Below are 24,004 nucleotides of genomic sequence, written 5' to 3' on the forward strand. Positions count from 1 at the left end.
CGTTGGGTTTTTCTCGCCCCCGCCGCCCCTACCCGTCCCATCCCTTCCTGGGGGCTGCGCCCCCAGACCCCCGCTTGTCGCGCTGACGCGCTCGTCCTCAAACGCCGGACGGGCTGGGGGTGCGGGCCTGGGGTGGGTGAGCAGGGGTGGGTGGGCGGGGAAAATCGGCCTGGACGGCCTCGTCCTCAAACTCCCCCAGAGGGGGGACCCCCAGACGGGCTGGGATGTGCCGCCCGGCGCTTAACAGGGGTGGCGGGTGTCGGTGGTAAGTGATTTGCCTTTGTCTGTTGGGCTGACGTAACGTTGGGTTTACCGACGCGGGGTGGAGCAGCTCGGTAGCTCGCTGGGCTCATAACCCAGAGGTCGCAGGTTCAAATCCTGTCCCCGCTACTCAGGCCGAGGGCCGGAGTCCTTTACAGGGCTCCGGCCCTCAGGCGTACCGGGGCCCAGCAGCGGATGATGTCGCGGACCGAGACGATGCCGGTGGGGTCGCCCGCGTCGTTCAGGACGATGAGGTGGCGGAAGCCGCCGTGGGCCATCGCTTGTGCCGCGTCCTCCAGGGTCCAGGAGGGGGCGGCGAAGACCACGTTGTTGGTGGTGTGGGCGTGGGCTCGTTCCGTGTCGGGGCTCTGGCCCATGCCTACGGAGTTGAGGATGTCGCGTTCGGTCAGGATGCCGATTCCGCCCGCGTCCGGGTCGAGGACCACCGCCGCGCCGATACGGCGTGCCGCCATCAGTGCGGCGGCCTGGCGGAGTGTGTGATCGGGGCCGATGGTGAGGACCACGGTGCTCATGGCGTCACGTACGAGCATGGGGTGGAGCCACCTCCTAGAGAGTTCCCGCCCCTGTTCATTTCCTTGTGCGTCGCCTTGTGTGTTGCCTTGTTCAGGGTTTCACAAGTTCACAAGTGGGGGGCTCTCAGAGTGGCAGTTAAAGAGAGGGTCAAGCAAGAGGGCGTCAGTAACGCTGGTTCAGGTAGCCCAGCATCTCGTCGTGGAGGTGGCCGTTCGACGCCGCCCCGTCTCCGCTGTGCGGGCCCGGGCGGCCGTCCAGGCCCGTGAAGGTGCCGCCGGCCTCTGTCACGATGATCGCGTTCGCCGCCATGTCCCACAGGGACAGCTCCGGCTCCGCGCAGATGTCGATCGAGCCCTCGGCGACCATCATGTACGGCCAGAAATCGCCGTACGCGCGCGTGCGCCACACCTCGCGGGTCAGGTCCAGGAAGCCGCCCAGTACCCCGCGGTCCTCCCAGCCGGTGAGCGACGAGTACGCGAACGACGCGTCCGTCATCTTCGATACGCCCGAGACACGCAGCCGGGACGCCGAGGAGAGGCTGCGGCCGGTGAACGCGCCGTGGCCCTTCGCCGCCCACCAGCGGCGGCCCAGCGCGGGGGCCGAGACGACGCCCACGACCGGCTGGAAACCGCCCTCGGCCGCCTCCATCAGGGAGATCAGCGTGGCCCAGACGGGCACCCCGCGGACGTAGTTCTTGGTGCCGTCGATCGGGTCGATCACCCAGCGGCGAGGGCCGGTGCCCTCGATGCCGTACTCCTCGCCGAGGATCGCGTCGCGCGGGCGGGCCCGCTGCAACTGGCCCCGGATCAGTTCCTCGGCCGACTTGTCCGCCTCGCTGACGGGGGTCATGTCCGGCTTCGTCTCGACCTTGAGGTCGAGCGCCTTGAACCGGCCCATGGTCGTGGCGTCGGCGGCGTCCGCGAGTACATGGGCAAGGCGCAGGTCATCGTGATAGTCGGGCATAGGCGAACCGTATCTTTCGGTACTGTCGCGCGGCTACGGGGGGCGGCGGGTGTGATTACCCGCAGTTGCCCGGCCGTGCTCGCCCCGTGCTCGCCCCGTGGTTGCCCCGCGCGCGCGTGCTGCCGGCCTCGGCGGGGGGTGTGAAATGTCGATACGCGCCCCCTGGCGCTGCCGCGAACCCTTGACAGTGACTCCGTCCGCGTCAAACCTGGGGCGCAGAGCCGCTCGCCCCTGGGAGGCCGATGATGCCCGCAGCGCGGGATTCCCTGCTGGACGCCGCCTACACGGCGCTCGCGCGCCGTCCGTGGTCCGCGGTGCGGATGGTCGACGTGGCCGCCACGGCCGGAGTGTCCAGGCAGACGCTGTACAACGAGTTCGGCAGCAAGGACGGGCTCGCCCGGGCCCTGGTGCGCAGAGAGGCCGACGCCTACCTCGCGGGCGTCGAGCGGGCGCTGACCGGGCCCGCGGAGCCCGGCGCCGGTGCGCGGGAGCGGATCACGGCCGCCGCCGAGTGGACCACGGCCGCCGCCCGCGACAGCGTGCTCGTACGGGCCCTGCTGACCGGCTGCTGGAGCGAACGGCTGCCCTCGCCGACACTGTCCGCCGTGCCGTCCTCCGCCGCCGTGCCCGCGCAGCGGCGGGCCGACGGGCCACTGCCCTCGCCCGGCGAGTTCGTGGCGCTGGTCCGCGACCGCGCCGTGACGGTGCTGTCCGGCCCCGGCGCGGCCAAGTCGGAGGCCGCCGAGATGTCCCGTACCTGCGAACTGGCCGTCAGACTCGCCCTGTCCTGCGTCGCCGCGCCCCCGGGAGAGGGCGGTGTCGCCGATCTCGTACGGAGTGTGCTGCGGCCCTCCGACGCCGCCGGGTGGAACTGAGCGCGCGAGCGGGTCAGTGCGAGGAGCCCGACAGCTGCAGGCCGATCACGCCGATGATCACCAGGCTGATCGAGACGATCTTCAGGACGGACACCAGGTCGTCCAGGAAGATCATTCCGTAGATCGCGGTGCCCGCCGCGCCGATGCCGGTCCACACCGCGTACGCCGGGCCCACGTCGAGTCTCTTCAGGGAGAGGGTCAACAGGCCGAAGCTGCCGAGGGCGAAGACGCAGAAGGCCGCTGTCGGCCAGAGACGGGTGAAGCCGTGGGACAGCTTCAGGCAGACCGCGAATCCGACTTCCAGGAGTCCCGCCACAACGACCAGCAGCCACGCCATGTCTTGTCCTCCCGTGTGCCACTTGGACTGCTTCGACCGCTTCGTCACGCTCGGATTCGGCTCGGTGCGATTATGCACTTACCGGTCGTCACGTCGGCCAAACAACGCGGAGGTCAGTCGCCTTCCGTGCGCTCCCGGGTCGACAGCAGCCGGCGCAGCGAGTAGAGGCGTGCCGGGTCCGCGTGGCCCTTCTCCACCCACTCGTCCAGCGCGCAGTCGGGCTCGTCGTGGCTGCACGCGCGCGGGCAGTTCTCCGTACCCGGTTCGAGGTCGGGGAAGGCGTGGATCACCAGGGACGGGTCGACGTGGTGCAGCCCGAACGAACGTACGCCCGGAGTGTCGACCACCCAGCCCGCGTTGCCCGAGAGGGGGAGGGCGAGGGCGGAGGTGGTGGTGTGGCGGCCCCGGCCCGTGACCGCGTTGACGTGGCCCGTCGAGCGGCGCTGGTCGTTCGGTACGAGGGCGTTGACCAGGGTCGTCTTTCCCACGCCCGAGTGGCCGACGAACGCCGTGATCTTGCCGTCCAGTTGTTCGCGTACGCGGGCCACGGCCTCCCCGCTCTCCAGTTCCTGGCGGCTGGTGACGACGTAGGGGATGTCCAGGGCGCCGTACAGCTCCAGGAGCTTGTCGGGCGGGGAGAGGTCCGACTTGGTCAGGACGAGGAGGGGGGCCAGGCCGCCGGCGTACGCGGCCACCAGGCAGCGGTCGATCAGGCGGGGGCGGGGTTCGGGGTCCGCGAGGGCGGTCACGATGGCGAGCTGGTCGGCGTTGGCCACGACCACGCGCTCGTACGGGTCGTCGTCGTCCGCGGTGCGGCGCAGGAGCGTGGTGCGCTCGCCGATGCGGACGATGCGGGCCAGGGTGTCCTTCTTGCCGGAGAGGTCGCCGATGACGGCCACGTGGTCGCCGACCACCGCGGCCTTGCGGCCCAGTTCGCGGGCCTTCATCGCCATGACGATCCGGTCGTCGACCAGGACGGTCAGTCGGCCCCGGTCGACGGTGAGGACCATGCCGTCGGCGGCGTCCTCGTGCTTCGGTCGGATGTTCGTACGGGGACGGTTGCCCTTGCGGTTCGGGCGGGAGCGGATGTCGTCCTCGTCGGTGTTCTTGCCGTAGCGGCGCATGATCCAGGTCCGCCCGTCAGTTCCCGAGCATTCCGGTCCACAGATCGGGGAAGTCCGGGAGGGTCTTCGCCGTCGTCGCCACGTTCTCGATCTGTACGTCCTTCACCGCCAGGCCGATGATCGCACCGGCGGTCGCCATGCGGTGGTCCTCGTACGTGTGGAAGGTGCCGCCGTGCAGGGGGCGCGGGCGGATGTGCAGGCCGTCGGCGGTCTCGGTGACGTCGCCGCCGAGTTCGTTGATCTCCTTGGTCAGGGCCGCCAGGCGGTCCGTCTCGTGGAGGCGGAGGTGGGCCACCCCGGTGAGGGTCGAGGGGGAGTCCGCGAGGGCGGCGACCGCCGCGATGCCCGGGGTCAGCTCGCCGACCTCGCTCAGGTCCACGTCGATGCCGTGGATCTTGCCGGAGCCGGTGAACTCCAGGCCGTACTCGGTGAGTTCGCAGGAGCCGCCCATCTCCGTGAAGATCTCGCGGAGCCGGTCGCCGGGCTGGGTGGTGCGGGCCGGCCAATCGGGGATCGTGACCTTGCCGCCGGTCACCAGGGCCGCCGCCAGGAAGGGCTGGGCGTTGGAGAGGTCCGGTTCGATGGTCAGGTCGCGGCCGAGCAGGGCGCCCGGGGTGACCCGCCAGACGTTCGGCTCGCCGCCCGACTCCGGGGTGTCGACCTGGGCGCCGATCGCGCGCAGCATGTCGACGGTCATCCGGATGTGGGGGAGCGAGGGGAGGGTCGCGCCGGTGTGGCGGACCTCGACGCCCTGGTTGAAGCGGGGGGCGGAGAGCAGCAGCGCGCTCACGAACTGGGAGGACGCGGACGCGTCGATCGACACCGGGCCGCCGTCCAGGGCGCCGCTGCCGTGCACGGTGAGGGGGAGTGCGCCCCGGCTGTCGTCGTCGATGCGGGCGCCGAGAGCGCGGAGGGCGTCGATGACGCCGTGCAGGGGGCGCTCGTACGAACGCGGGTCGCCGTCGAAGCGGATGGGGCCGTCTGCCAGGGCGGCGACGGGGGGCAGGAAGCGCATGACGGTGCCCGCGTTGCCGACGTCCACCGTGGCGGGGCCGTGGAGGCCGGAGGGGATCACTCGCCAGGCCTCGCCCGAGCCGTTGGGCTCTGTTGTGGCGGAGGAGTTCGAGGACACGGTCTCCTCGATGCCCACGCCCATCGTGCGCAGGGCGGCTGCCATCAGGAGGGTGTCGCGGGAACGGAGGGGGCGGCGGAGCCAGCCGGGCTCCGAGGCGAGGGCGGCGAGGATCAGGGCGCGGTTGGTGACGGACTTGGACCCGGGCACGTGGACCGTCGCGTCGACGGCTCCGCTTGCGTGGGGGGCGGGCCAGAGGGCGGGGTCTGCGGGGTTCGGGGCCATGGGGTCACTTTAGTAGTCGGTCGTGGATCGGGTGCCGCGCCGTTGTGGCTGGTCGCGCCCCGCGGCGGAGCCGCAAATGGAAACAGCCCCGCGCCCCTGAACAGCGTCCCTTCGGGACGTGTTCATACCTCCAGGAGCCAGCGCCCCCCGCCTATCAGCGAGCACAGGCTCACCGCGTGGAACAGGAAGAGCCACAACCCCGCCGGGACATGCGTCAGGCGGGACAGCTGGTCCGCGTCCGAGTCGCCCGCGCCGCCTCGCCTGCGTTTTGCCTGGAGTTCGAAGGCCGGGCGGACTCCGCCCAGGAGCAGGAACCAGACCACCGCGTACGCGAACGCCGCCTGGATCTGGGGGCCCGTCAGCCACGACACCGCCAGGAACGTGCCGCCGGAGACGAAGACCGTCAGGGCGCCGTACGCGTTGCGGATCATCACCAGCATCGCGACCAGCAGCACCGTGGCCAGCCACAGGAGGGCCGTGATGTGCCCGGCGGCGAGCAGGGCCGCGCCGCCCAGGCCCAGCAGCGGGGGTGCCGTGTAGCCGAAGGCGGCCGTCAGGATCATGCCTATGCCGTGCGGTTTGCCCCGGCTGACCGTCAGGCCGCTGGTGTCCGAGTGCAGGCGGATGCCGGTCAGGGTGCGGCCGGTCAGCAGTGCCACCAGGCCGTGGCCGCCCTCGTGCGCGATGGTGATGGCGTTGCGCGAGACGCGCCACAGGGGGTGCGGGACGGTCACGGCGAGCGCGGCCACCAGGGTCGCGATCACCACCCACAGGTCGGGGTCGGGCTGGCTGCCGAAGATCTCGTCCCAGAGGCCGGCCAGCGAGGTGGATGCGGTGCTGTCCATTGTGGTTGGGGGCTCCCTAGCGTCGCGGGTGGCGCGTCGAATCTGGCAGTGTGACATGTATGTGCGGTAGGTATGCGGCGAGTCGTGCGCCCGAGGATCTCGCAGGAATCTTTGAGATAGAGAAGTGGGAGCCGGAGGAGACCCTCGCCCCCGACTTCAACGTGGCCCCGACCAAAGAGGTCTACGCGGTACTCGACCGTCCTCTGAAGGACGCCGACAGCCCGAAACCGGTTCGGCAGCTCCGGAAGCTGAAGTGGGGGCTCGTGCCGTCCTGGGCCAAGACTCCCGAGGGCGCCGCCCGGATGATCAACGCGCGCGCGGAGACCGTCCACGAGAAGCCCTCGTTCCGTCGGGCCTTCACCACCCGGCGCTGCATCCTGCCCGCCGACGGGTACTACGAGTGGGTCACCGCGGCCGGTGAGCGTGAGCTGGAGGTCGAGGGCAAGAAGAAGCGGCCCCGCAAGCAGCCGTACTTCGTGACGCCCGTCGACGGGACGGTCTTCGCGATGGCGGGCCTGTACGAGTTCTGGCGGGACCGGACCCTGCCCGACGACCACCCGCAGGCCTGGTGGGTGACCTGCTCCGTCATCACCACCGAGGCCGAGACCTCCCCGCTCGCGGTCGGCCCCGCCGAGGGCCCGCGCACCCTCGCCGACATCCACCCCCGGATGCCCCTGATGCTCACCCCGGAGCACTGGGACGCCTGGCTCGACCCGGCCCGTACCGACGCGGACGACCTGCGCACGCTGCTCGCGGCGCCGCCCGCCGGGCTGATGCGCGCCTACCCCGTCTCCACGGCCGTCAGCAACGTCCGCAACAACGGCCCGGAGCTGCTGACCGAGCTGGAGGGCCCCGAGGAGGGCACACTCTTCTGACGTGAACACCCAGAACAGCACCGAGACCGTCGAGACCGACGCTGGCACCGCTCGCGTCACCTGGCACCCCGCCCCGCACCCCCGCCTCGTCCTCGCCGTCAGCCACGGCGCCGGGGGCGGTATCGACGCCCGCGACCTCCAGGCGCTCGCCGGGGAGCTGCCCGGGCACGGTGTCACCGTCGCGCTCGTCGAGCAGCCCTGGCGGGTGGCCGGGAAGAAGGTGGCGCCCGCGCCGAAGACGCTGGACGTGGGGTGGCGGGGAATCTGGCCCGCGCTCGCGAAGCCCGGGCTGCCGGTGATCGCCGGTGGACGGAGCGCCGGGGCCCGCGTGGCCTGTCGTACGGCCGAGGAGCTTGGTGCCGTCGCCGTGCTCGCGCTCTCCTTTCCGCTGCACCCGCCCGGGAAGCCCGAGAAGTCGCGGGCCGGCGAACTGCTCGGGGCCGGGGTGCCCACCCTGGTCGTCCAGGGCGGCAACGATCCCTTCGGGAAGCCGGACGAGTTCCCGGCGGGGGAGTTCGAGTTGGCCGAGGTGCCGTACGGCGATCATGGCTTCGTGGTGCCCAAGCGGGCGCCCCTCGGGCAGGACGAGGCCGTGGCGTTGATCACGGGGCGGGTCGTGGAGTGGACCGCGTCACTCGGGTGACGGCCGGGAATGCCGGGCGGCGGACCGCTGTTGTGCGGATCAGACACCACAGGCGTGTGGTGACCGTCCGTACGAGAGGAAGTCCGCCGCATGGGTTCGACCATCTGCCCGAATCGCCGCAGCAGTGCTGACCTGGACTGGACGGTCCTGCACGCGTCGAAGACCGCCCCTATTCGGGCGGCGGGCGGACACGATGTTCGTCTATCCTCCGATTCGAGTGGGATCGGTTTCGGTTCCATCACGTCGCTTGAGGAGGTGGGTCCGGTCACTGGGACCGACGCGGGGACCGAACACGGTCAGGCGGAGCAGCCCGAGGGCCAGGGCAGGAGCGAGTCGACCGCCGAGCGCAGCGCGCGCTTCGAGCGGGACGCGCTCGAATTCCTCGACCAGATGTACTCGGCCGCGCTGCGCATGACGCGCAACCCGGCCGACGCCGAGGACCTGGTGCAGGAGACGTACGCGAAGGCGTACGCGTCCTTCCACCAGTTCCGTGAGGGCACCAACCTCAAGGCATGGCTGTACCGCATCCTCACGAACACGTTCATCAACTCGTACCGCAAGAAGCAGCGCGAGCCCCAGCGCAGCGCGGCCGAGGAGATCGAGGACTGGCAGCTCGCGCGCGCCGAGTCGCACATGTCGACGGGTCTGCGCTCCGCCGAGTCGCAGGCGCTCGACCACCTGCCCGACTCGGACGTCAAGGAAGCGCTGCAGGCGATCCCGGAGGAATTCCGGATCGCCGTGTATCTCGCGGACGTAGAGGGCTTTGCGTACAAGGAGATCGCGGACATCATGGGGACACCCATCGGCACGGTGATGTCCCGGCTGCACCGCGGCCGTCGCCAGCTGCGCGGCATGCTGGAGGACTACGCCCGTGACCGTGGCCTGGTCCCGGCCGGTGCCGGAGAGTCGAACGAAGCGAAAGGCTCGGGCTCATGAGCTGCGGAGAGCCGCACGAGACGGACTGCAGTGAAGTACTCGATCATCTCTACGAGTTTCTCGACCGGGAGATGCCGGACTCGGACTGCACCAAGTTCGAGGTCCACTTCGAGGAGTGCTCTCCGTGCCTGGAGAAGTACGGGCTCGAACAGGCCGTGAAGAAGCTGGTCAAGCGCTGCTGCGGGCAGGACGACGTGCCGACCGATCTGCGCGCCAAGGTCATGGGACGGCTGGACATGATCCGCTCCGGACAGGTCGTGCCCGAGCACGACGTGGCCGCCGAGGGCTGACGCCAGTCACAGCAGGTGGCTACAACAAGTAGCCACGGTAGGTAGTCACAACAGATGGATCGGCCCCGCTGCTGCGGGGCCGATCGCTGTTTTTCAGCCTCGGGCGGGTCCCGGGGTCCTCAGACCTCCAGGCCGTTCTCGATCCTCTTCAGGCTGTGCCGGGCCAGTGCCAGGTTGCTGCGCGACCGGTCGAGCGCGACGTACAGGAAGAGTGCGCCCTTGCTGCTGGAGAGCGGGCGGATCAGGTGGTACTGCCTGCCCAGCGTGATCAGGATGTCCTCGATGGTGTCGTGCATGTCCAGCGAGGCCAGCGTGCGCATCTTCGCCCGGACGACCTCGGTGTTGCCGGCCGCCGCCAGCTCCAGGTCGAGGCCCGGGCCGCCGCCGAGGGTGCCGAGCGACATGCCGCTGTCATAGTCGACAAGGGCCACTCCGATCGCCCCGTCCACGGTCATGACTTCCTTGAGCGCTGTCTCGATGTTCATTCCGCTGCCCCAATTCCTCAGTGACGCTGACCGGTCGCTGTCCGTGCAACTACGATCGAACTCAGGCGACTCGTGAGTCGCAAACATCAACTTTTATGTCTGTTGTGGAAGTTGTCGTTCAAAGTACTGTGCAATGGTCGTACGCGAAGGGGGAATGGCGAAATGTCGACGGCAGTTGAGGCCTCGTTGGCCCGGTTCCTCGACTCCCCCGGCGTCACCGGTGTCGCCCTCGTCGACGCGGTCACCGGCCTCACCTACGGAGTCGCGGGCGACACCGCCGAGGCCGGCGACGGCCAGGAGAGCTCCGAGTTCGCCGCCCTCGTCGCCGAACGGCTGGGCCGCGCGGGCGCCGAGGGCGAGTTGGAGAGCGTGGTCACCACCAGCGTGCGCCGCCACCAGGTGCTGCTCGCGGTGGGCCGCCCGGCCGGCGATCCCCTGCTGCTGACCGCCGGACTCGACCGGGACCGGGCCAACCTCGCGCTCGCCGCGCGCAGTATGGGCGACCTGGCCGGCGAGGTGCTGGCATGAAGGCGTCCGTCGCCCGCAATCTGCCCGCCCTGCTGCTGGAACTCCGCGAGGAGGGGTTCAGCGGCACGGTACGGGTCTCCGGCACCCCCGGTGGCACGATTCACCTGCGCGACGGCCTGGTCGGCGCGGCCGAGACCCCCGGTGCGCCGACCGCCACCTCCACCCTGCTGACCTCGGGCCGGATCGGCGACGAGGCCTGGCTCGCCGCCTGCGCCGCACAGCCCGACCCGGACCTGCTCGGCGAACACCTGGTGGCCGACGGGCTGGTGGGCGGCGCCGAACTCGAAGTCATCTGCACGGCCGCCGTGTTCGACGCGGCCTTCGCCATGTCGCTGGGTGCGCCGGGCGGTTGGGAACTGAGCGACCGGGAACCGGCCCTCCGCGCCCGGCCGGGTGTGGAACCGAGACGACTGACCGACGAGACCACCCGACGCATCTCGCTGCTCAGCCGCCTGTGGGGACCCCCGGGCGAACTCGCCCGGGTACGCCCCGTACCGGGTACGGGAGTTGTGGAAGGGCCGCTGTCCGGTCGGCACGAGGACATTCTGAACCAGGTCAACGGGCGCCGTACGGCCCGGGACATCGCCTTCGCGCTGGGGCGCGGACTGTACGCCGTGATGCTGGACCTGGTCCGCATGGAGACGCTCGGGCTGCTCAGGTGGGAGACCCCCACCGTGCCCGACGGCCGGCCCAGCACCGCGCCCCGCGTTCCGCCCGGCCGTACGACGGCAGCCGGCCCGCCGCCGGTGCCGTCGAGAACCGAGCCGCTGCCGAGGCGCAAGCCCCGTGGCGGAGAGAAAGGGGGGTAGTGAGTGCGGACGATGGAAGAGATGCCGAAAGCGCTGCCGGAATCAGCAGGAGAACCAGCGGGGGAACAAGCGGGAGAACCAAGGGGCGAACCAACAAGGGCAGAGTTGGGAAAACCGCTGAAGGAGCCAAGGGAGCCGAGGGAGCTGAGGGAAGCGCCGCGCCCGGTGATCCGGCGCCCCTCGACCCGGCCCGACACACCCCGGCGACCCCTGACGACCAGGGTGTGACCACACCTCCGCTTCCCGTACGGAAGCCGCTTCCCGTACGGGGTCCCGCGAACCCGGCCCTACTGGGCCCCACGGCGGAAGAACTGGCCGCCGACCAACCCTCTGTCGAGACGCTGCGGCGAGTGCACCGTGCGTTGCGTGCTCTTCCCGAGCCCGACTGACCGCAAGGAGTACGTCCCATGGGTCCCCTGAGCCCTCCCCTGAGCGAAAACCAGCAGCCCTCCCAGTCCGACCAGTTGACCGGCATCCTGACCTCGTTGCGGGACCGGGTGATGGGAGTCTCCGAGACCGTTCTGTCCACGGTGGACGGTCTGCTCGTCGTCGCCGACACGGACACCGTGCACCCCGAGTCGGTGGCCGCGCTCGCCGCAGCCACGCTCGGGGTGAGCCGCCGGATCGCCGAACAGGCGCATGTCGGCGCCCTCCGCGAGGTGGTCGCCCGCTGCGGCTCCGGCCATGTCATCGTGCTGGCCGTCGGCGAACGCGCCCTGCTGACCGTCGTGGGCGACGACGGCCTCGACCTCGCCGCCTTCCAGCGTGAATCCCCGGCCGCGGTCGACGAGTTGGCCAAGGCGCTGGCGGCGGACGTGGCGTACTGACACCGACACGCCCTGTTCCCCCTAAAGGGCTAATCTGCGGCCCCTGAGGCCTGGGATTCCCCCAATGCCTCCGTACGGCCGCCACCGGCCGCCCTATCCTCCATGTCCCGGAGCCTGAACAGGCTTGTGCCGAACGTCAGCCCGGCCGGTCCGGTCCGGGACACGGGGGAGGGAGCGCCATGCGGTCGATCACACCGTGGGCGCGCGTCTACGTCGTCTGCGTCGCCCTGGGTGCCGTCCTCTGCGCGGCGCCCGTCAGCCTCGCGCACGCCCCCTGGGGCGCCGTCGCGCTGTTCGCCGCGCTGTGCGCCGCGTGCGAGCGGCTCGCGGTCGGCCGGTTCGGCGGGAGCAGGGGGTACGAGGGTCCTGGCGCCGCCGGTTCCGGTGGCGCCGGTGGCGGACCGCCCCGCTGGCATACGCCGGTGCTGCTCGCCGGTGCCTTCCTGCTGCCGCCCGCCGCCGCCGCGCTCGTACCGCTGCCGGGCGCGCTGCTCGTCCGGGGCGGTGAGCGGACGCCCTGGCCGCGCCGGCTCTGGCGGGCCGGACAGCTCGGGATCGGTGCCTGGACGGCCTCGCGGGTGCACTGGTCGCTGGGCGGGCCCGAGGCGGTCGAATCCGCCGGGTTCCCGTACGCCCTGCTCGCCGCCGGTGCGGCCGTGGTGGCGTTCTGCCTGGTCCTGGCCGTGCTCGACGGCGGCATCCTCGCCCTTGCCGAACGGGTGCCGGTGCGGCTGGCCTGGCGGGGGCTGTTCGTACGGTCCCTGGTGCCGGTCGGCGTGCACGGGCTCGCCGGGCTGATGATGGCCGTCCTGTGGCGCGGCCCGTACGGACCCCTGGCCGCGCTGCTCGTGCTGCTGCCGATGTGGGTGTCCTGGTGGGTGTTCGCCCAGTACCACCGGGAACGGGCGGCGCACCAGGCGACGATCCGGGCGCTCGTGCAGGCCGTCGACATCAAGGACGGGTACACGCGCGGGCACAGTGAGCGGGTCGGGCAGGCGTCGATGATGATCGCGCGTGAGCTGGGCATGGACGACGAGCGGGTCGAGGTCCTGCGGTTCGCCGGGATCCTGCACGACGTGGGCAAGCTGGGGGTGCCCACGCGGCTGCTGCGCAAGGACGGGCCGCTGACGCCGGAGGAGCGGCGGGTGATCGAGCTGCACCCGGAGTACGGGGACGAGATCGTCCGGGGTATCGGCTTCCTCGGGGAGGCCAGGTCGGCGATCCTGCACCACCACGAGCGGCTGGACGGAAGCGGGTACCCGTACGGGCTCGTCGGCGCCCAGATCCCGGAGTCCGCGCGAGTGGTCGCTGTCGCGGACGCGTTCGACGCGATGACGTCGACCCGGTCGTACAGCAGGGCGAGGCCGGTACCGGTGGCGCTGGCGGAGTTGGAACGGTGTGCGGGGTCCCAGTTCGACCCGGTGATGGTACGGGCGTTGGTGCGGGCGGTCGGCCGAGGGGACGGATGGCACCCGGCGGTCACAGCGGACTCGCCCCAGTCCCGCCGCGTTCACCCGCCCACTCCACCTGTTTCCGGCCTGTCATCAACGTCCCCCGACGGCGTTCCCGGACCCGTCAGCCGCAAAGGCGCCGTGCGATGAGGCGGCTCGTTCACGTCGCCGCCGGTCTTCTCACCCTTCTCTCCCTCACCCACACCCTCACCACCGGCCTCGACGACCGCACCGTAGCCCTCTCCTTCGGTCTGCTCGTCGCGCTCGGGGAGCTGACCCGGTGGAGTGGGCCCGAGTCCCGGGAGGCCGCGCCGCTCGCCGCCGCCGGGGCGCTGTCGTACGCGCTGCTCGGGGAGACCGCCGGGCGGGCCACGCACCACGGGGCCCTTCAGGTCGTCGCCGTCGTTCTCGCGGCCACCCTCGTCGGGTGTGTGCCGCACGTCGCGCGTGGACAGGGGCCCACCGCCGACCATCTCGCCCGGCGCGTCCTGACCGCCGGGTTCGCCGCCGTCTGTTTCCAACCCCTTTACAACCAGGGCGTCTTCGAGGCCTGGGGCGGCCCCGCCTACGTACTCCTGCTGGTCGCGCTGCTCGGGCTCACCTCGCTCTGTGACGCCGTGCTCGCCGCCGCGCTCGCCCACTCCCGTACCGGCTGGCCCTTCGGTCCGCTGCTGCGGGACGAGCTGCGGGCCACGCTCGGGATCGGGACCGCCGTGTGCGCGACCGGCGTGGTCATGGCGCTGGCGGTCGCCGTGGTCGGGCTCTGGGCGCTGCCCGTGTTCTCGCTGCCGTTGCTGCTGACCCAGCTGTCCTTCCGGCGGTACGCGGCCGTGCGGGCCACCTACCGGCAGACGATCGCCTCGCTGGCCCGCGCCACCGAGATCGCCGGGTACACCCCGGCCGGGCACGCCCGGCGCGTCGCGGTGCTCAGCCGGGCGGTGGGGCGGGAGCTGGGGCTGTCCGAGCCGCAGCTGACCGTGCTGGAGTACGCGGCCCTCATGCACGACATCGGGCAGCTCAGCCTGGTCGACCCGGTACCGGCGGGCGCGACGGCCGTACTCCCGATGGAGGAGCAGCGCCGGATCGCGCTGCTCGGCGGGGCCGTCGTACGGCAGACGGGGGTGGCCGCGGCGGTCGCCGTGGTCGTCGAACGGCAGGCCGATCCGTACCGGGAGCAGCCGGTCTCCGCGCGCATCGTGCGGGCGGTCAACGCATACGAGGAGAAAGTGTGGGAAGCCGGAGCGGACGGGCCGCTGCGGGCGCTGGAGGAGCTGCGGCTGGGTACCGGCCGGGACTATCAGCCCGAGGTCGTCGAATCACTCGCCCGGGTGCTCGCCAGAAATGGTGGAGCCGTCCACGAGCGCATCGGCTGAAGGTGGTGGTGGGAGAGGGGTTCGTCGTCTTACGCTGCCCTCGGTTGGGTAACCCATGGGTAATGAGCGCCCCTCCAACGGTCCGTGGTTGGATGCGAGGGAGAGGCTGTACGGGGGCAGAAGCCGGCCCACTCCACGGCACTGGCAGGCGGGAATCGTGAGGATCTTCGGCAAGGGGCGGCACCGGCCCTCCGCCTCATGGCGGCAGGCCACCGACCGCGCGTTCACGCTGATCGGCGACGGGCGGTACGAGGACGCGGGCGCGTTGTTGACACGTGCCGCCGATCTTGAACCGTGGCTGTCCGAGTCCTGGTTCAACCTCGCCCTGCTGCACAAGTTCCGGCACGACTGGGAGCAGGCGCGGGCGGCCGGTCTGCGTGCCGTCGCACTGCTCGACCGGGAGACCGGGGCCCCCGATTGGTGGAACGTGGGCATCGCCGCGACCGCCCTCCAGGACTGGCCGCTGGCCCGCCGGGCCTGGCAGGCGTACGGGCTGCGGGTGCCCGGGGGCGTCACGGCCGCCGGTGAGCCCACCGGGATGGACCTGGGCAGCGCGGCCGTACGGCTGTCGCCGGAGGGCGAGGCCGAGGTCGTGTGGGGACGGCGTCTCGACCCCGCGCGGATCGAGGTGCTGTCGATCCCGCTGCCGTCGTCCGGGCGGCGCTGGGGCGAGGTCGTGCTGCACGACGGGGTGCCGCACGGCGAGCGGACGACCGCCGCCGGGCACTCGTACCCCGTCTTCGACGAGATCGAGCTGTGGGCGCCGTCGCCCGTGCCCACCTGGGTGGTGCTGCTGGAGGCCGCCGCCGAGGACGACCGGGACGCGTTGGAGCGGTTGGCGTCCGACGCGGGGTTCGCGGCGGAGGACTGGTCGTCCTCGGTGCGGTTGCTGTGTCGGATGTGTTCGGAGTCGCGGATGCCGTCCGACGAGGGGGACGGGGAGCATCTTGATCCCCATGATCACAGTGAGCCTGGGCATCCTGGGCCGTTGGGGCATCGGACGGACGGGCAGCTTTGGGCTCCTGAGCGGGAGTGTGGGATCGCTGCGCCGGCGTCTCTTGTTCGGGGGTTGTTGGACGGGTGGGTCGCTGACAGTCCTGAGACTCGGGACTGGCGGGATCTCGAAGAGGTCTGTTAGGGCCTGTTGCCGGGTGCTGCGTCGTCGTGGCTGGTCGCGCAGTTCCCCGCGCCCCTTCGGGGGCGCCCCTGAAGGGGCGGCCCCTGTAAGCCTCGCCCCGTACCCTGTATCCGCAACTCTCCCCCGTTTGTTTGAGGAAGGCATCGTCGGTCATGGCGCAGCAGGACACCGATCAACAGCACGTGGGCGTGCTTCCCGTGGACGACGAGGGATTCGTCGTCGACACCGAGGACGGGGAGGAGCGGGAGGCCGCCTGGCGGGAGCGGGGGACCTCGCGGCCCATCACGGTCGTCGGGAACCCGGTGCTGCACAAGGAGTGTCGGGACGTCACCGAGTTCGGTGCGGAGCTGGAGCAGCTGGTCGCGGACATGTTCGCCAGCCAGCGCACCGCCGAGGGCGTGGGCCTGGCCGCCAACCAGATCGGTGTCGATCTGAAGGTCTTCATCTACGACTGCCCCGACGACGAGGGCGCCCGGCACACCGGTGTCATCTGCAACCCGAAGCTCGTCGAGCTGCCCGCCGACCGGCGCCGGCTGGACGACAGCAACGAGGGCTGCCTCTCCGTACCGACCGCGTACGCGCCGCTCGCCCGGCCCGACTACGCCGAGGTGACCGGGCAGGACGAGCGGGGCAACCCCATCAAGGTGCGCGGCACCGGCTACTTCGCTCGCTGTTTGCAGCACGAGACCGATCACCTCTACGGGTACCTGTACATCGACCGGCTCTCCAAGCGTGAGCGCAAGGACGCCCTGCGGCAGATGGCCGAGAACGAGCCCCGCTACCCCGTGGTCGCGAACGACTGAGCACGTCTGACTACGCCTGGACACCCCTGGGCACTGCTGAGGCATCCGCACACGAACGGCCCCTGACCAGGGGCCGTTCGTGTCTCGCTCATGCGTGCGTCGCACGTTCGATCGGAAACCGGACTCAAGTGCGCTTCCAGTGATCCAAAATCGGTCAAGGGGCAGGCTAATCTCAGCAACTTGGGGTAGTGAAGGAAGCAAATCCGTTCCCAGAACGGTCAGTTGTAGTGCTGAATGGGAAGTGCGGGGATACGCAACGGCGCACGCCCGGCACAGCGGGAGGGGTGTTGCGCCAACTGGCGGCTGAGAGGGGTTTGTTCGTGCCTGCTTTCCCACACAGCACCTCACCGGCGACACCAGCGGTAGCGATCCCACCATCACTGGCCTTACCGGTGATCGAGGCGGCGTTTCCCCGGCAACTGCATCCGTATTGGCCCCTGCTTCAGGAGAGGACCAGGGGCTGGCTGCTGGAAAAACGCCTCATGCCTGCGGACAAGGTCGCAGAATATGCCGACGGCCTTTGCTATACCGACCTGATGGCGGGGTACTACCTCGGCGCCCCGGACGACGTACTCCAGGCGATAGCGGACTTCAGTGCCTGGTTCTTCGTCTGGGACGACCGGCACGACCGTGACATCGTGCACGGCCGGCCCGCCGCCTGGCGGCAGTTGAAGGGCCGGCTGCATGCCGCGCTGGACGCACCCGGGCAGTATCTGTACCACCGGGACCCGCTGGTCGCGGGGTTCGCGGACAGTGTGCTGCGGCTCTACTCGTTCCTCGGCCGGAAGTGGAACGCCCGCTTCGCGCGGCATTTCCACGCGGTCGTGGAGGCGTACGACCGCGAATTCCGCAACCGTACAAACGGAACCGTGCCGAAGGTCGAGGAATACCTCGAACTGCGGCGGCTCACTTTCGCGCACTGGATCTGGACCGATCTTCTGGAGCCGAGTGCCGGATGCGAACTACCGGCCGCGGTGCGGAAAAACTCCGCATTCCATCGGGCGGCTCTGCTGAGCCAGGAATTCGCCGCCTGGTACAACGACCTCTGCTCACTTCCGAAGGAAATCGCGGGCGACGAGGTCCACAATCTCGGGATCAGTCTCATCCGGCATCGTGGACTGACTCTCGAAGAAGCCGTCGCGGACATCAGGGGGCGGGTCGAGGAGGCGATCGCCGAATTCCTCCTGGCGGAGAAGGAAGCGCGCAGGTTCGCCGAATCGCTGGACGACGGCAGCGCCCGCGGAAAGGAGCTGGGCACCGCTGTGAATGCCTGTCTCGACAATATGCGGAACTGGTTCAGTTCCGTCTACTGGTTCCACCACGAGTCCGGCCGCTACATGGTCGACAACTGGGACGACCGCTCCACACCCCCGTACGTCAACAACGAAGCGGCAGGTGAGAAATGACCGTCGAATCAGTGCGTCCCGCGTCTCCTCCCGTGAGCGAGCCGCCCTTCGCGGGCGGCGGCGTCCCGCTCCTCGGCCACGGCCCCCGGCTGGTCCGCGACCCGCTGGGCTTCTTCGCCGGACTCCGCGACCACGGCGACGTCGTCCGGCTGAGGCTCGGCCCCAAGACGGTGTACGCGGCCACCTCGCCGGAGCTGGTCGGCGAACTCGCGCTCAACCCGGCCTACATCATCGGCGGCCCGCTCTGGGAGTCCCTCGAAGGACTGCTCGGCAAGCAGGGCGTGGCCACCGCCAACGGGCCCACCCACCGGCGCCAACGGCGCACCATCCAGCCCGCGTTCCGGCTGGACGTGCTCCCCGAGTACGGGCCGATCATGGAGGAGGAGGCACAGGCGTTCGCCCGGCGCAGGCAGCCCGGCGAGATCGTCGACTGCACCTCGGAGGCGTTCCGCACGGCCGTGCGCATAGCGGCCCGCTGTCTGCTGCGCGGCGACTACATGGACGAGCGCGCCGAGCGGCTGTGCGCCGCGCTCGCCACGGTGTTCCTCGGGATGTACCGGCGCATGGTGATCCCGGCGGGACCGCTCTACCGGCTGCCGCTGCCGGCCAACCTCAAATTCAACCGGGCACTGGCCGATATGCATCTCGTCGTCGACGAGATCGTGGCCGAGCGCCGGGCATCCGGTCAAAAACCGGACGATTTGCTGACGGCGTTGCTGTCGGCGAAGGACGGGAATGGCGACCCCATAGGCGAACAGGAGATCCACGATCAGGTCGTCGCCATTGTCACCCCGGGTGCCGAAACCGTCGCATCCACGATCATGTCGTTGCTCCAGGTCCTCGCCGAACAGCCGGACCACGCGGACAAGGTGGCCGAGGAGGCCGAATCGGTCGGGGGCGACCGCCCGGTCGCATTCGCGGACGTCCGCAAGCTGACGCACACGAACAATGTCGTCGTCGAGACGATGCGTTTGCAGCCGCCCGTATGGATATTGACCCGGCGGGCGGTGGCCGAGACCGAGCTGGGCGGCTATCGGATTCCGGCCGGTGCCGATCTCGTGTACAGCCCGTACGCCATCCAGCGCGACCCGCGTTCGTACGAGCGGAACACCGAGTTCGATCCCGACCGCTGGCTTCCGGAACGCACCAGGGACCTGCCCAAGTACGCGATGACCCCGTTCGGCGTGGGCAACCGCAAGTGTCCGAGCGACCACTTCTCGATGGCCATGCTCACCATTCTCACGGCCGAGGTCGCAAGGAAGTGGCGATTCGAACGAATGCCCGGTTCACGGGACGCGCTCCGCGTGGGAATCACCCTGCATCCGGACAAGATGCTGCTGCGGGCGACACCCCGCTGAAGGGGCGCGAGCGGCGCGGCCGACGTGCGCTCAGGCGGCCTCAGGGCCCTTGAACGTACGCCGGTACGCCTGCGGGGTCGTCCCCAGCGACCGTACGAACTGATGGCGCAGCGCCGCCGCGTTGCCGAAGCCGGTGCGCCAGGCGATCGTGTCCATCGTCTCGTCCGTCGCCTCCAGCAACTGCTGGGCCAGCAGGACGCGTTGCCGCAGTATCCAGCGGTAGGGCGTGGTGCCGGTCTCCTGCTGGAAGCGGCGGGCGAAGGTACGCGGCGACATGTGCGCGCGCTCGGCGAGCTGCTCGACGGTCACCTCCTCGTCGAGGTGGCGCTCCATCCACACCAGCACCTCCCCGACGGTGTCGCACCGCGACCGGGGCAGGGGCCGCTCGATGTACTGGGCCTGTCCGCCGTCCCGGTGCGGCGGTACGACCATCCGGCGGGCGATCGCGTTGGCGACCTCGGGCCCGTGCTCCTCCCGTACGAGGTGGAGGCAGGCGTCGATCCCGGCGGCCGTACCGGCGGAGGTGATCACCGGTCCCGCGTCGACGTACAGCACGTCAGGCTCGACCTTGACCTGGGGATAGCGCCGGGCCAGCTCGTCCGCGTGCCGCCAGTGCACCGCGCACCGCCGGCCGTCCAGCAGGCCCGCGGCGGCCAGCACGAAGACCCCGGAGCAGACGCTGAGCACCCGGGCCCCGCGGTCGACGGCACGGCACAGCGCGTCCAGCAGCTCCGGCGGATACTCCCGGGCGGCGTAGGTCTGCCCGGCCGGTACGGCGATCAGATCGGCGCTCTCCAGCCGTTCGAGGCCGTGTTCCAGCCGGACGGAGAAGCCCGCGTGGGTGTTCAGCGTCGGGCCCTCGGCCGAGGCGACCGCGAAGTCGTACACCGGCAGGCCCTCGTCGCTGCGGTCGAGGCCGAAGACCTCGCACACGACGCCGAGTTCGAAGGGATGCACGCCGTCGAGCAGGACGACGGCCACGTTTTCCAGCATGCTGCCAGTGTGCCTCGGCATTGGCAGGAAATCGAGGGTGTGCGGCAGTCCTGCCACTGACGGTCAGGAGCATCCGGCGCGAGACTGATGTCCATGAACACAGGAACGGACAACCTCGTCGGAATACTCCTCGTCGCCGCGGTCTTCGTGGCCCTCGCCCTCCCGTCCCTGCTCGGCCTCGCGCACGACCTGCGCGTCGACCGTCAGCTCCGCAGGGCCCAGCAGGACCGGCGTGCCCAGGACGCGGAGCGCGCGGCCCGGGTCCGCCCGGCCATGACCGCCCAGGACGTGACCCGGGCGGCGTGACCCCCACCGGCGGCCGGTGTCAGAACTCGTCGTCGAACGACACCGAGCCCTCCACCGCCACCTGGTACGCCGACGGGCGGCGCTCGAAGAAGTTGGTCAGCTCCTGGACCCCTTGCAGCTCCATGAAGGAGAAGGGGTTCTCGGAGCCGTACACCGGGGCGAAGCCCAGCCGGGCCAGCCGCTGGTCGGCGACGCACTCCAGGTACTGCCGCATCGACTCGGTGTTCATGCCCGGCAGACCCTCACCGCACAGGTCGCGGCCGAACTGCAGCTCGGCCTCGACCGCCTCCCGCATCATGTCGGTCACCTCCTGCTGGAGCCGGTCGTCGAACAGCTCCGGCTCCTCCTTGCGGACGGTGTCGACGACCTCGAACGCGAAGCTCATGTGCATGGTCTCGTCGCGGAACACCCAGTTGGTGCCGGTGGCCAGACCGTGCAGCAGACCGCGGCTGCGGAACCAGTAGACGTACGCGAAGGCACCGTAGAAGAACAAGCCTTCGATGCACGCGGCGAAGCAGATCAGGTTGAGCAGGAAGCGGCGGCGGTCGGCCTGGGTCTGCAGGCTCTCCAGCTTCTCGACCTCGTTGATCCACCTGAAGCAGAACTCGGCCTTCTCGCGGATGGACGGGATGTTCTCCACCGCGTCGAAGGCGGCGGCCCGGTCCTCCGGGTCGGGGAGATAGGTGTCGAGCAGCGTCAGATAGAACTGGACGTGCACGGCCTCCTCGAACAGCTGCCGCGACAGATACAGCCGCGCCTCCGGCGAGTTGATGTGCTTGTAGAGCGTCAGCACCAGGTTGTTGGCCACGATCGAGTCGCCCGTCGCGAAGAACGCGACCAGTCGGCCGATCATGTGCTGCTCGCCCTCGGAGAGCTTCGCCAGGTCGGCGACGTCCGAGTGGAGGTCGACCTCCTCGACGGTCCAGGTGTTCTTGATCGCGTCCCGGTAGCGCTCGTAGAAGTCCGGGTAGCGCATGGGGCGGAGGGTCAGCTCGAAGCCCGGGTCGAGCAGGTTCTTGGCTTCGCTGGTCATTACTGGCAGGCCTCGCAGGACTCGGGGTTCTCAAGGGAGCAGGCGACGGCGTCGGGGTCGGCGGCCTGCTGCACGGGGATGGTCTTCTCGGGCTGGGCCTGTGCCTGGGCGGCGCGGGCGATGCGGGTCGCGGGGCGCGAGCGCAGGTAGTACGTCGTCTTCAGGCCCGACTTCCAGGCGTACGCGTACATCGAGGAGAGCTTGCCGATGGTCGGCGTCTCCAGGAACAGGTTCAGCGACTGGGCCTGGTCCAGGAACGGCGTCCGGGCGGCGGCCATGTCGATGAGCCCGCGCTGCGGGATCTCCCACGCCGTGCGGTACAGGGCGCGTACGTCGGCGGGGATCCAGGCGAAGCCCTGCACCGAGCCGTTCGACTCGCGCAGCGCCTCACGGGTGCGGGCGTCCCACACGCCGAGGTCCTTCAGCTCCCGCACCAGGTAGGAGTTGACCTGGAGGAACTCGCCGGACAGCGTCTCGCGCTTGAACAGGTTGGACACCTGCGGCTCGATGCACTCGTACACCCCGGCGATCGAGGCGATGGTGGCGGTCGGCGCGATGGCCAGGAGGAGCGAGTTGCGCATCCCGACCCGGGCGATACGTTCCCGCAGTGCCGCCCAGCGCTCGGGCCAGGTCAGTTCGACGTCGTAGTGGTCGGGGTGCAGCACACCACGGGCCGTACGGGTCTTGTCCCAGGCCGGAAGCGGGCCGTTGCGTTCGGCGAGGGTCGCGGAGGCCTCGTACGCGGCGAGCATGATGCGCTCGGCGATACGCGTGGAGAGGGCCTGGGCCTCGGGCGAGTCGAAGGGGACGCGCAGCTTGAAGAAGACGTCCTGGAGACCCATCGCGCCCAGACCGACCGGACGCCAGCGGGCGTTGGAGCGGCCCGCCTGCTCGGTCGGGTAGAAGTTGATGTCGACGACCCGGTCGAGGAAGGTGACGGCGGTACGGACGGTCTCGTCCAGCCGCTCCCAGTCGATGTCCCCGGCCGTCGTGTCGACGAACGCGCCCAGGTTCACGGACCCCAGGTTGCAGACCGCGGTCTCCCCGTCGTCCGTGACCTCAAGGATCTCGGTGCACAGGTTCGAGGAGTGGACGACGCTGCCCGGCTCCGCCGTCTGGTTGGCGGTGCGGTTGGCCGCGTCCTTGAAGGTCATCCAGCCTTGGCCGGTCTGCGCGAGCGTCCGCATCATGCGGCCGTACAGATCACGGGCGGGAATGGTCTTCTTCGCGAGCCCGGCGGCCTCGGCCCTGCGGTAGGCGGCGTCGAACTCGTCGCCCCACAGGTCGACCAGCTCGGGCACGTCGGAGGGGGAGAAGAGCGACCAGGACGCGTCCGTGTTCACCCGGCGCATGAACTCGTCCGGGATCCAGTGCGCGAGGTTCAGGTTGTGCGTACGCCGGGCGTCCTCACCGGTGTTGTCGCGCAGCTCCAGGAACTCCTCGATGTCGGAGTGCCAGGTCTCCAGGTACACCGCGGCGGCACCCTTGCGCCGCCCGCCCTGGTTCACGGCGGCGACGGAGGCGTCCAGTGTTTTCAGGAAGGGCACGATGCCGTTGGAGTGCCCGTTGGTGCCCCGGATCAGCGAACCGCGGCTGCGAATCCGGGAGTACGACAGTCCGATGCCGCCGGCGTGCTTGGAGAGGCGGGCGACCTGGTGGTAGCGGTCGTAGATGGAGTCCAGCTCGTCGATCGGGGAGTCGAGGAGGTAGCAGGACGACATCTGGGGGTGCCGCGTACCGGAGTTGAAGAGGGTGGGGGAGGAGGGGAGGTAGTCGAGGCGGCTCATCAGCCGGTAGAGCGCGGCGACTTCGTCGAACGCCCGGACGCCCGTTTCTGAATCAAGCGCAGTGTCCTCGGCCAGTCCGCTCGCGACACGCAGCATGAAGTGCTGGGGCGTCTCGATGACCTGGCGGGTGATCGGGTGGCGCAGGAGGTAGCGGCTGTGCAGCGTACGCAGCCCGAAGTACCCGAAGCGGTCGTCCCCTTCGAGGTCGATCAGGGCGTTCAGCCGGTCCGTGTGCAGTCGTACGAACTCGGCGGTGCGGTCGGCGATCAGGCCCTCGCGGTGCCCGACCGCGACCGACTGGGAGAAGGTCGTGACGCCCTGTGAGGCGGCCTCGGCGGCGACGCTGATCGTCAGCAGCCGGGCGGCGAGACGGGAGTAGGCGGGGTCCTCGGAGATGAGGCCGGCCGCCGCCTCGGTGGCCAGCTCGCGCAGCTCCGACTCGTCGGCCCGCGAGGACCGGCCGCGCAACGCTGCGGCGGCCACCCGTCCCGGGTCGGCGTCGGGGAGGTCGGCGGTCAGCTCGGTCAGGGTCCGCAGCAGCGCGGTTCCGGGACCGTCCGTCTCCACTCGGGCCACTGGGGTCGCTGAAGCCGGTTCGGCTGGCGCGATGGTCACGTGGGTGCTCTCCCTCGCTCGGCACGGGGCCAGGGGGAGGGCAGCGGGGCAC

At 70.3% G+C, this 24,004-nt stretch carries 25 protein-coding genes and 1 tRNA gene; 16 read left to right on the forward strand and 10 right to left on the reverse strand.

The window, feature by feature from the left end; genetic code table 11:
* Positions 1-316 precede the first annotated feature (316 nt).
* Positions 317-390, forward strand: a tRNA-Met gene (locus tag CW359_RS41190).
* 23 nt (positions 391-413) lie between these two features.
* Here the strand turns inward: CW359_RS41190 and CW359_RS41195 are convergent.
* Both CW359_RS41195 and hisN read right to left on the reverse strand, forming a co-directional pair.
* Positions 414-812 carry a CBS domain-containing protein gene (locus CW359_RS41195; protein WP_105975383.1) on the reverse strand — a complete coding sequence of 133 codons (399 nt, stop codon included), beginning with the start codon at positions 810-812 and terminating at the stop codon, positions 414-416.
* A 145-nt stretch (positions 813-957) separates the two neighbouring features.
* Positions 958-1,758, reverse strand: a complete 801-nt coding sequence (hisN, locus tag CW359_RS41200; protein WP_105975384.1) for a histidinol-phosphatase — start codon at positions 1,756-1,758, stop codon at positions 958-960.
* Between the two features lie 245 nt (positions 1,759-2,003).
* Here hisN and CW359_RS41205 point away from each other — a divergent pair, with 245 nt between their 5' ends.
* Positions 2,004-2,633 (forward strand): TetR/AcrR family transcriptional regulator, encoded by a 630-nt coding sequence (locus CW359_RS41205; RefSeq protein WP_105975421.1) that lies wholly within the window; start codon positions 2,004-2,006, stop codon positions 2,631-2,633.
* Positions 2,634-2,646: 13 nt separating this feature from the next.
* Here the strand turns inward: CW359_RS41205 and CW359_RS41210 are convergent, their stop codons facing one another.
* The 4 genes from CW359_RS41210 to CW359_RS41225 all read right to left on the reverse strand — a co-directional run bounded on the left by CW359_RS41210 (position 2,647) and on the right by CW359_RS41225 (position 6,296).
* Positions 2,647-2,970: a DMT family transporter gene (locus tag CW359_RS41210; protein ID WP_105975385.1), complete on the reverse strand. Its 324-nt coding sequence runs from the start codon at positions 2,968-2,970 to the stop codon at positions 2,647-2,649.
* 113 nt (positions 2,971-3,083) lie between these two features.
* Positions 3,084-4,094, reverse strand: a complete 1,011-nt coding sequence (gene rsgA / locus CW359_RS41215) for a ribosome small subunit-dependent GTPase A (protein WP_105975386.1) — start codon at positions 4,092-4,094, stop codon at positions 3,084-3,086.
* A 16-nt stretch (positions 4,095-4,110) separates the two neighbouring features.
* Positions 4,111-5,451, reverse strand: coding sequence for a 3-phosphoshikimate 1-carboxyvinyltransferase (gene aroA / locus CW359_RS41220; RefSeq protein ID WP_105975387.1), 1,341 nt, complete (start codon positions 5,449-5,451; stop codon positions 4,111-4,113).
* Positions 5,452-5,573: 122 nt separating this feature from the next.
* On the reverse strand, positions 5,574-6,296 hold the full coding sequence (locus CW359_RS41225) for a M50 family metallopeptidase (RefSeq protein ID WP_105975388.1): 723 nt from the start codon (positions 6,294-6,296) through the stop codon (positions 5,574-5,576).
* A gap of 59 nt (positions 6,297-6,355) precedes the next feature.
* Here CW359_RS41225 and CW359_RS41230 point away from each other — a divergent pair, with 59 nt between their 5' ends.
* The 4 genes from CW359_RS41230 to rsrA all read left to right on the forward strand — a co-directional run bounded on the left by CW359_RS41230 (position 6,356) and on the right by rsrA (position 9,040).
* Positions 6,356-7,171, forward strand: a complete 816-nt coding sequence (locus CW359_RS41230; RefSeq protein ID WP_105975389.1) for an SOS response-associated peptidase — start codon at positions 6,356-6,358, stop codon at positions 7,169-7,171.
* A gap of 1 nt (position 7,172) precedes the next feature.
* A complete protein-coding gene (locus CW359_RS41235; protein ID WP_105975390.1) occupies positions 7,173-7,814 on the forward strand; it encodes an alpha/beta hydrolase family protein in 642 nt (213 codons plus the stop codon).
* 255 nt (positions 7,815-8,069) lie between these two features.
* A complete protein-coding gene (gene sigR, locus CW359_RS41240) occupies positions 8,070-8,750 on the forward strand; it encodes an RNA polymerase sigma factor SigR (protein WP_198655571.1) in 681 nt (226 codons plus the stop codon).
* The gene (rsrA, locus tag CW359_RS41245) at positions 8,747-9,040 is read left to right on the forward strand and encodes a mycothiol system anti-sigma-R factor (protein ID WP_105975392.1); all 294 of its coding nucleotides are present in this window, start codon (positions 8,747-8,749) and stop codon (positions 9,038-9,040) included. Before sigR ends, rsrA begins: the two co-directional genes overlap by 4 nt.
* Before the next feature lie 119 nt (positions 9,041-9,159).
* Here the strand turns inward: rsrA and CW359_RS41250 are convergent, their stop codons facing one another.
* Positions 9,160-9,525: a hypothetical protein gene (locus CW359_RS41250; protein WP_105975393.1), complete on the reverse strand. Its 366-nt coding sequence runs from the start codon at positions 9,523-9,525 to the stop codon at positions 9,160-9,162.
* A gap of 162 nt (positions 9,526-9,687) precedes the next feature.
* On the opposite strand from CW359_RS41250, the gene CW359_RS41255 reads away from it, so the two are divergent.
* From CW359_RS41255 to CW359_RS41300, 9 genes are all read left to right on the forward strand, one after another.
* Complete coding sequence (locus tag CW359_RS41255; protein WP_232838827.1) at positions 9,688-10,053, forward strand: hypothetical protein; 366 nt, start codon at positions 9,688-9,690, stop codon at positions 10,051-10,053.
* Entirely contained in the window at positions 10,050-10,862 is an 813-nt protein-coding gene (locus CW359_RS41260; RefSeq protein ID WP_105975394.1) for a hypothetical protein, read from the forward strand. The genes CW359_RS41255 and CW359_RS41260 overlap by 4 nt, the downstream gene beginning before the upstream one ends.
* A 407-nt stretch (positions 10,863-11,269) precedes the next feature.
* Complete coding sequence (locus CW359_RS41270; RefSeq protein WP_105975396.1) at positions 11,270-11,689, forward strand: roadblock/LC7 domain-containing protein; 420 nt, start codon at positions 11,270-11,272, stop codon at positions 11,687-11,689.
* A 179-nt stretch (positions 11,690-11,868) separates the two neighbouring features.
* Complete coding sequence (locus CW359_RS41275) at positions 11,869-13,290, forward strand: HD-GYP domain-containing protein (RefSeq protein WP_105975397.1); 1,422 nt, start codon at positions 11,869-11,871, stop codon at positions 13,288-13,290.
* On the forward strand, positions 13,287-14,513 hold the full coding sequence (locus CW359_RS41280) for an HD-GYP domain-containing protein (RefSeq protein WP_105975398.1): 1,227 nt from the start codon (positions 13,287-13,289) through the stop codon (positions 14,511-14,513). The genes CW359_RS41275 and CW359_RS41280 overlap by 4 nt, the downstream gene beginning before the upstream one ends.
* Positions 14,514-14,670: 157 nt before the next feature.
* Entirely contained in the window at positions 14,671-15,651 is a 981-nt protein-coding gene (locus tag CW359_RS41285; RefSeq protein ID WP_105975399.1) for a tetratricopeptide repeat protein, read from the forward strand.
* A 152-nt stretch (positions 15,652-15,803) separates the two neighbouring features.
* Entirely contained in the window at positions 15,804-16,454 is a 651-nt protein-coding gene (gene def, locus CW359_RS41290) for a peptide deformylase (RefSeq protein ID WP_105975400.1), read from the forward strand.
* Between the two features lie 320 nt (positions 16,455-16,774).
* The gene (gene cyc1 / locus CW359_RS41295; protein ID WP_105975423.1) at positions 16,775-17,860 is read left to right on the forward strand and encodes an epi-isozizaene synthase; all 1,086 of its coding nucleotides are present in this window, start codon (positions 16,775-16,777) and stop codon (positions 17,858-17,860) included.
* The gene (locus CW359_RS41300; protein WP_105975401.1) at positions 17,857-19,218 is read left to right on the forward strand and encodes a bifunctional albaflavenone monooxygenase/terpene synthase; all 1,362 of its coding nucleotides are present in this window, start codon (positions 17,857-17,859) and stop codon (positions 19,216-19,218) included. The genes cyc1 and CW359_RS41300 overlap by 4 nt, the downstream gene beginning before the upstream one ends.
* Before the next feature lie 30 nt (positions 19,219-19,248).
* Here CW359_RS41300 and CW359_RS41305 read toward each other — a convergent pair whose 3' ends face one another.
* Positions 19,249-20,211 carry a GlxA family transcriptional regulator gene (locus CW359_RS41305; protein WP_105975402.1) on the reverse strand — a complete coding sequence of 321 codons (963 nt, stop codon included), beginning with the start codon at positions 20,209-20,211 and terminating at the stop codon, positions 19,249-19,251.
* A gap of 93 nt (positions 20,212-20,304) precedes the next feature.
* On the opposite strand from CW359_RS41305, the gene CW359_RS41310 reads away from it, so the two are divergent.
* Positions 20,305-20,517, forward strand: a complete 213-nt coding sequence (locus tag CW359_RS41310; RefSeq protein WP_157968738.1) for a hypothetical protein — start codon at positions 20,305-20,307, stop codon at positions 20,515-20,517.
* A 19-nt stretch (positions 20,518-20,536) separates the two neighbouring features.
* Here the strand turns inward: CW359_RS41310 and CW359_RS41315 are convergent, their stop codons facing one another.
* Together CW359_RS41315 and CW359_RS41320 are read right to left on the reverse strand one after the other, a co-directional pair.
* Positions 20,537-21,550 carry a ribonucleotide-diphosphate reductase subunit beta gene (locus CW359_RS41315; protein WP_105975404.1) on the reverse strand — a complete coding sequence of 338 codons (1,014 nt, stop codon included), beginning with the start codon at positions 21,548-21,550 and terminating at the stop codon, positions 20,537-20,539.
* On the reverse strand, positions 21,550-23,952 hold the full coding sequence (locus CW359_RS41320; protein ID WP_105975405.1) for a ribonucleoside-diphosphate reductase subunit alpha: 2,403 nt from the start codon (positions 23,950-23,952) through the stop codon (positions 21,550-21,552). Before CW359_RS41320 ends, CW359_RS41315 begins: the two co-directional genes overlap by 1 nt.
* Positions 23,953-24,004: the final 52 nt, after the last annotated feature.

This window comes from Streptomyces geranii (assembly GCF_002954775.1).
Classification (GTDB): Bacteria; Actinomycetota; Actinomycetes; order Streptomycetales; family Streptomycetaceae; genus Streptomyces; species Streptomyces geranii.

What these genes read in the sequence shown, in the direction of transcription:
- CW359_RS41195 (WP_105975383.1), bottom strand. Translation starts at nt 812, where the DNA reads ATGCTCGTACGTGACGCCATGAGCACCGTGGTCCTCACCATCGGCCCC.
- hisN (WP_105975384.1), bottom strand. Translation starts at nt 1,758, where the DNA reads ATGCCCGACTATCACGATGACCTGCGCCTTGCCCATGTACTCGCGGAC.
- CW359_RS41205 (WP_105975421.1), top strand. Translation starts at nt 2,004, where the DNA reads ATGCCCGCAGCGCGGGATTCCCTGCTGGACGCCGCCTACACGGCGCTC.
- CW359_RS41210 (WP_105975385.1), bottom strand. Translation starts at nt 2,970, where the DNA reads ATGGCGTGGCTGCTGGTCGTTGTGGCGGGACTCCTGGAAGTCGGATTC.
- rsgA (WP_105975386.1), bottom strand. Translation starts at nt 4,094, where the DNA reads ATGCGCCGCTACGGCAAGAACACCGACGAGGACGACATCCGCTCCCGC.
- aroA (WP_105975387.1), bottom strand. Translation starts at nt 5,451, where the DNA reads ATGGCCCCGAACCCCGCAGACCCCGCCCTCTGGCCCGCCCCCCACGCA.
- CW359_RS41225 (WP_105975388.1), bottom strand. Translation starts at nt 6,296, where the DNA reads ATGGACAGCACCGCATCCACCTCGCTGGCCGGCCTCTGGGACGAGATC.
- CW359_RS41230 (WP_105975389.1), top strand. Translation starts at nt 6,356, where the DNA reads ATGTGCGGTAGGTATGCGGCGAGTCGTGCGCCCGAGGATCTCGCAGGA.
- rsrA (WP_105975392.1), top strand. Translation starts at nt 8,747, where the DNA reads ATGAGCTGCGGAGAGCCGCACGAGACGGACTGCAGTGAAGTACTCGAT.
- CW359_RS41250 (WP_105975393.1), bottom strand. Translation starts at nt 9,525, where the DNA reads ATGAACATCGAGACAGCGCTCAAGGAAGTCATGACCGTGGACGGGGCG.
- CW359_RS41255 (WP_232838827.1), top strand. Translation starts at nt 9,688, where the DNA reads ATGTCGACGGCAGTTGAGGCCTCGTTGGCCCGGTTCCTCGACTCCCCC.
- CW359_RS41260 (WP_105975394.1), top strand. Translation starts at nt 10,050, where the DNA reads ATGAAGGCGTCCGTCGCCCGCAATCTGCCCGCCCTGCTGCTGGAACTC.
- CW359_RS41270 (WP_105975396.1), top strand. Translation starts at nt 11,270, where the DNA reads ATGGGTCCCCTGAGCCCTCCCCTGAGCGAAAACCAGCAGCCCTCCCAG.
- CW359_RS41275 (WP_105975397.1), top strand. Translation starts at nt 11,869, where the DNA reads ATGCGGTCGATCACACCGTGGGCGCGCGTCTACGTCGTCTGCGTCGCC.
- CW359_RS41280 (WP_105975398.1), top strand. Translation starts at nt 13,287, where the DNA reads ATGAGGCGGCTCGTTCACGTCGCCGCCGGTCTTCTCACCCTTCTCTCC.
- def (WP_105975400.1), top strand. Translation starts at nt 15,804, where the DNA reads ATGGCGCAGCAGGACACCGATCAACAGCACGTGGGCGTGCTTCCCGTG.
- CW359_RS41300 (WP_105975401.1), top strand. Translation starts at nt 17,857, where the DNA reads ATGACCGTCGAATCAGTGCGTCCCGCGTCTCCTCCCGTGAGCGAGCCG.
- CW359_RS41305 (WP_105975402.1), bottom strand. Translation starts at nt 20,211, where the DNA reads ATGCTGGAAAACGTGGCCGTCGTCCTGCTCGACGGCGTGCATCCCTTC.
- CW359_RS41310 (WP_157968738.1), top strand. Translation starts at nt 20,305, where the DNA reads ATGAACACAGGAACGGACAACCTCGTCGGAATACTCCTCGTCGCCGCG.
- CW359_RS41315 (WP_105975404.1), bottom strand. Translation starts at nt 21,550, where the DNA reads ATGACCAGCGAAGCCAAGAACCTGCTCGACCCGGGCTTCGAGCTGACC.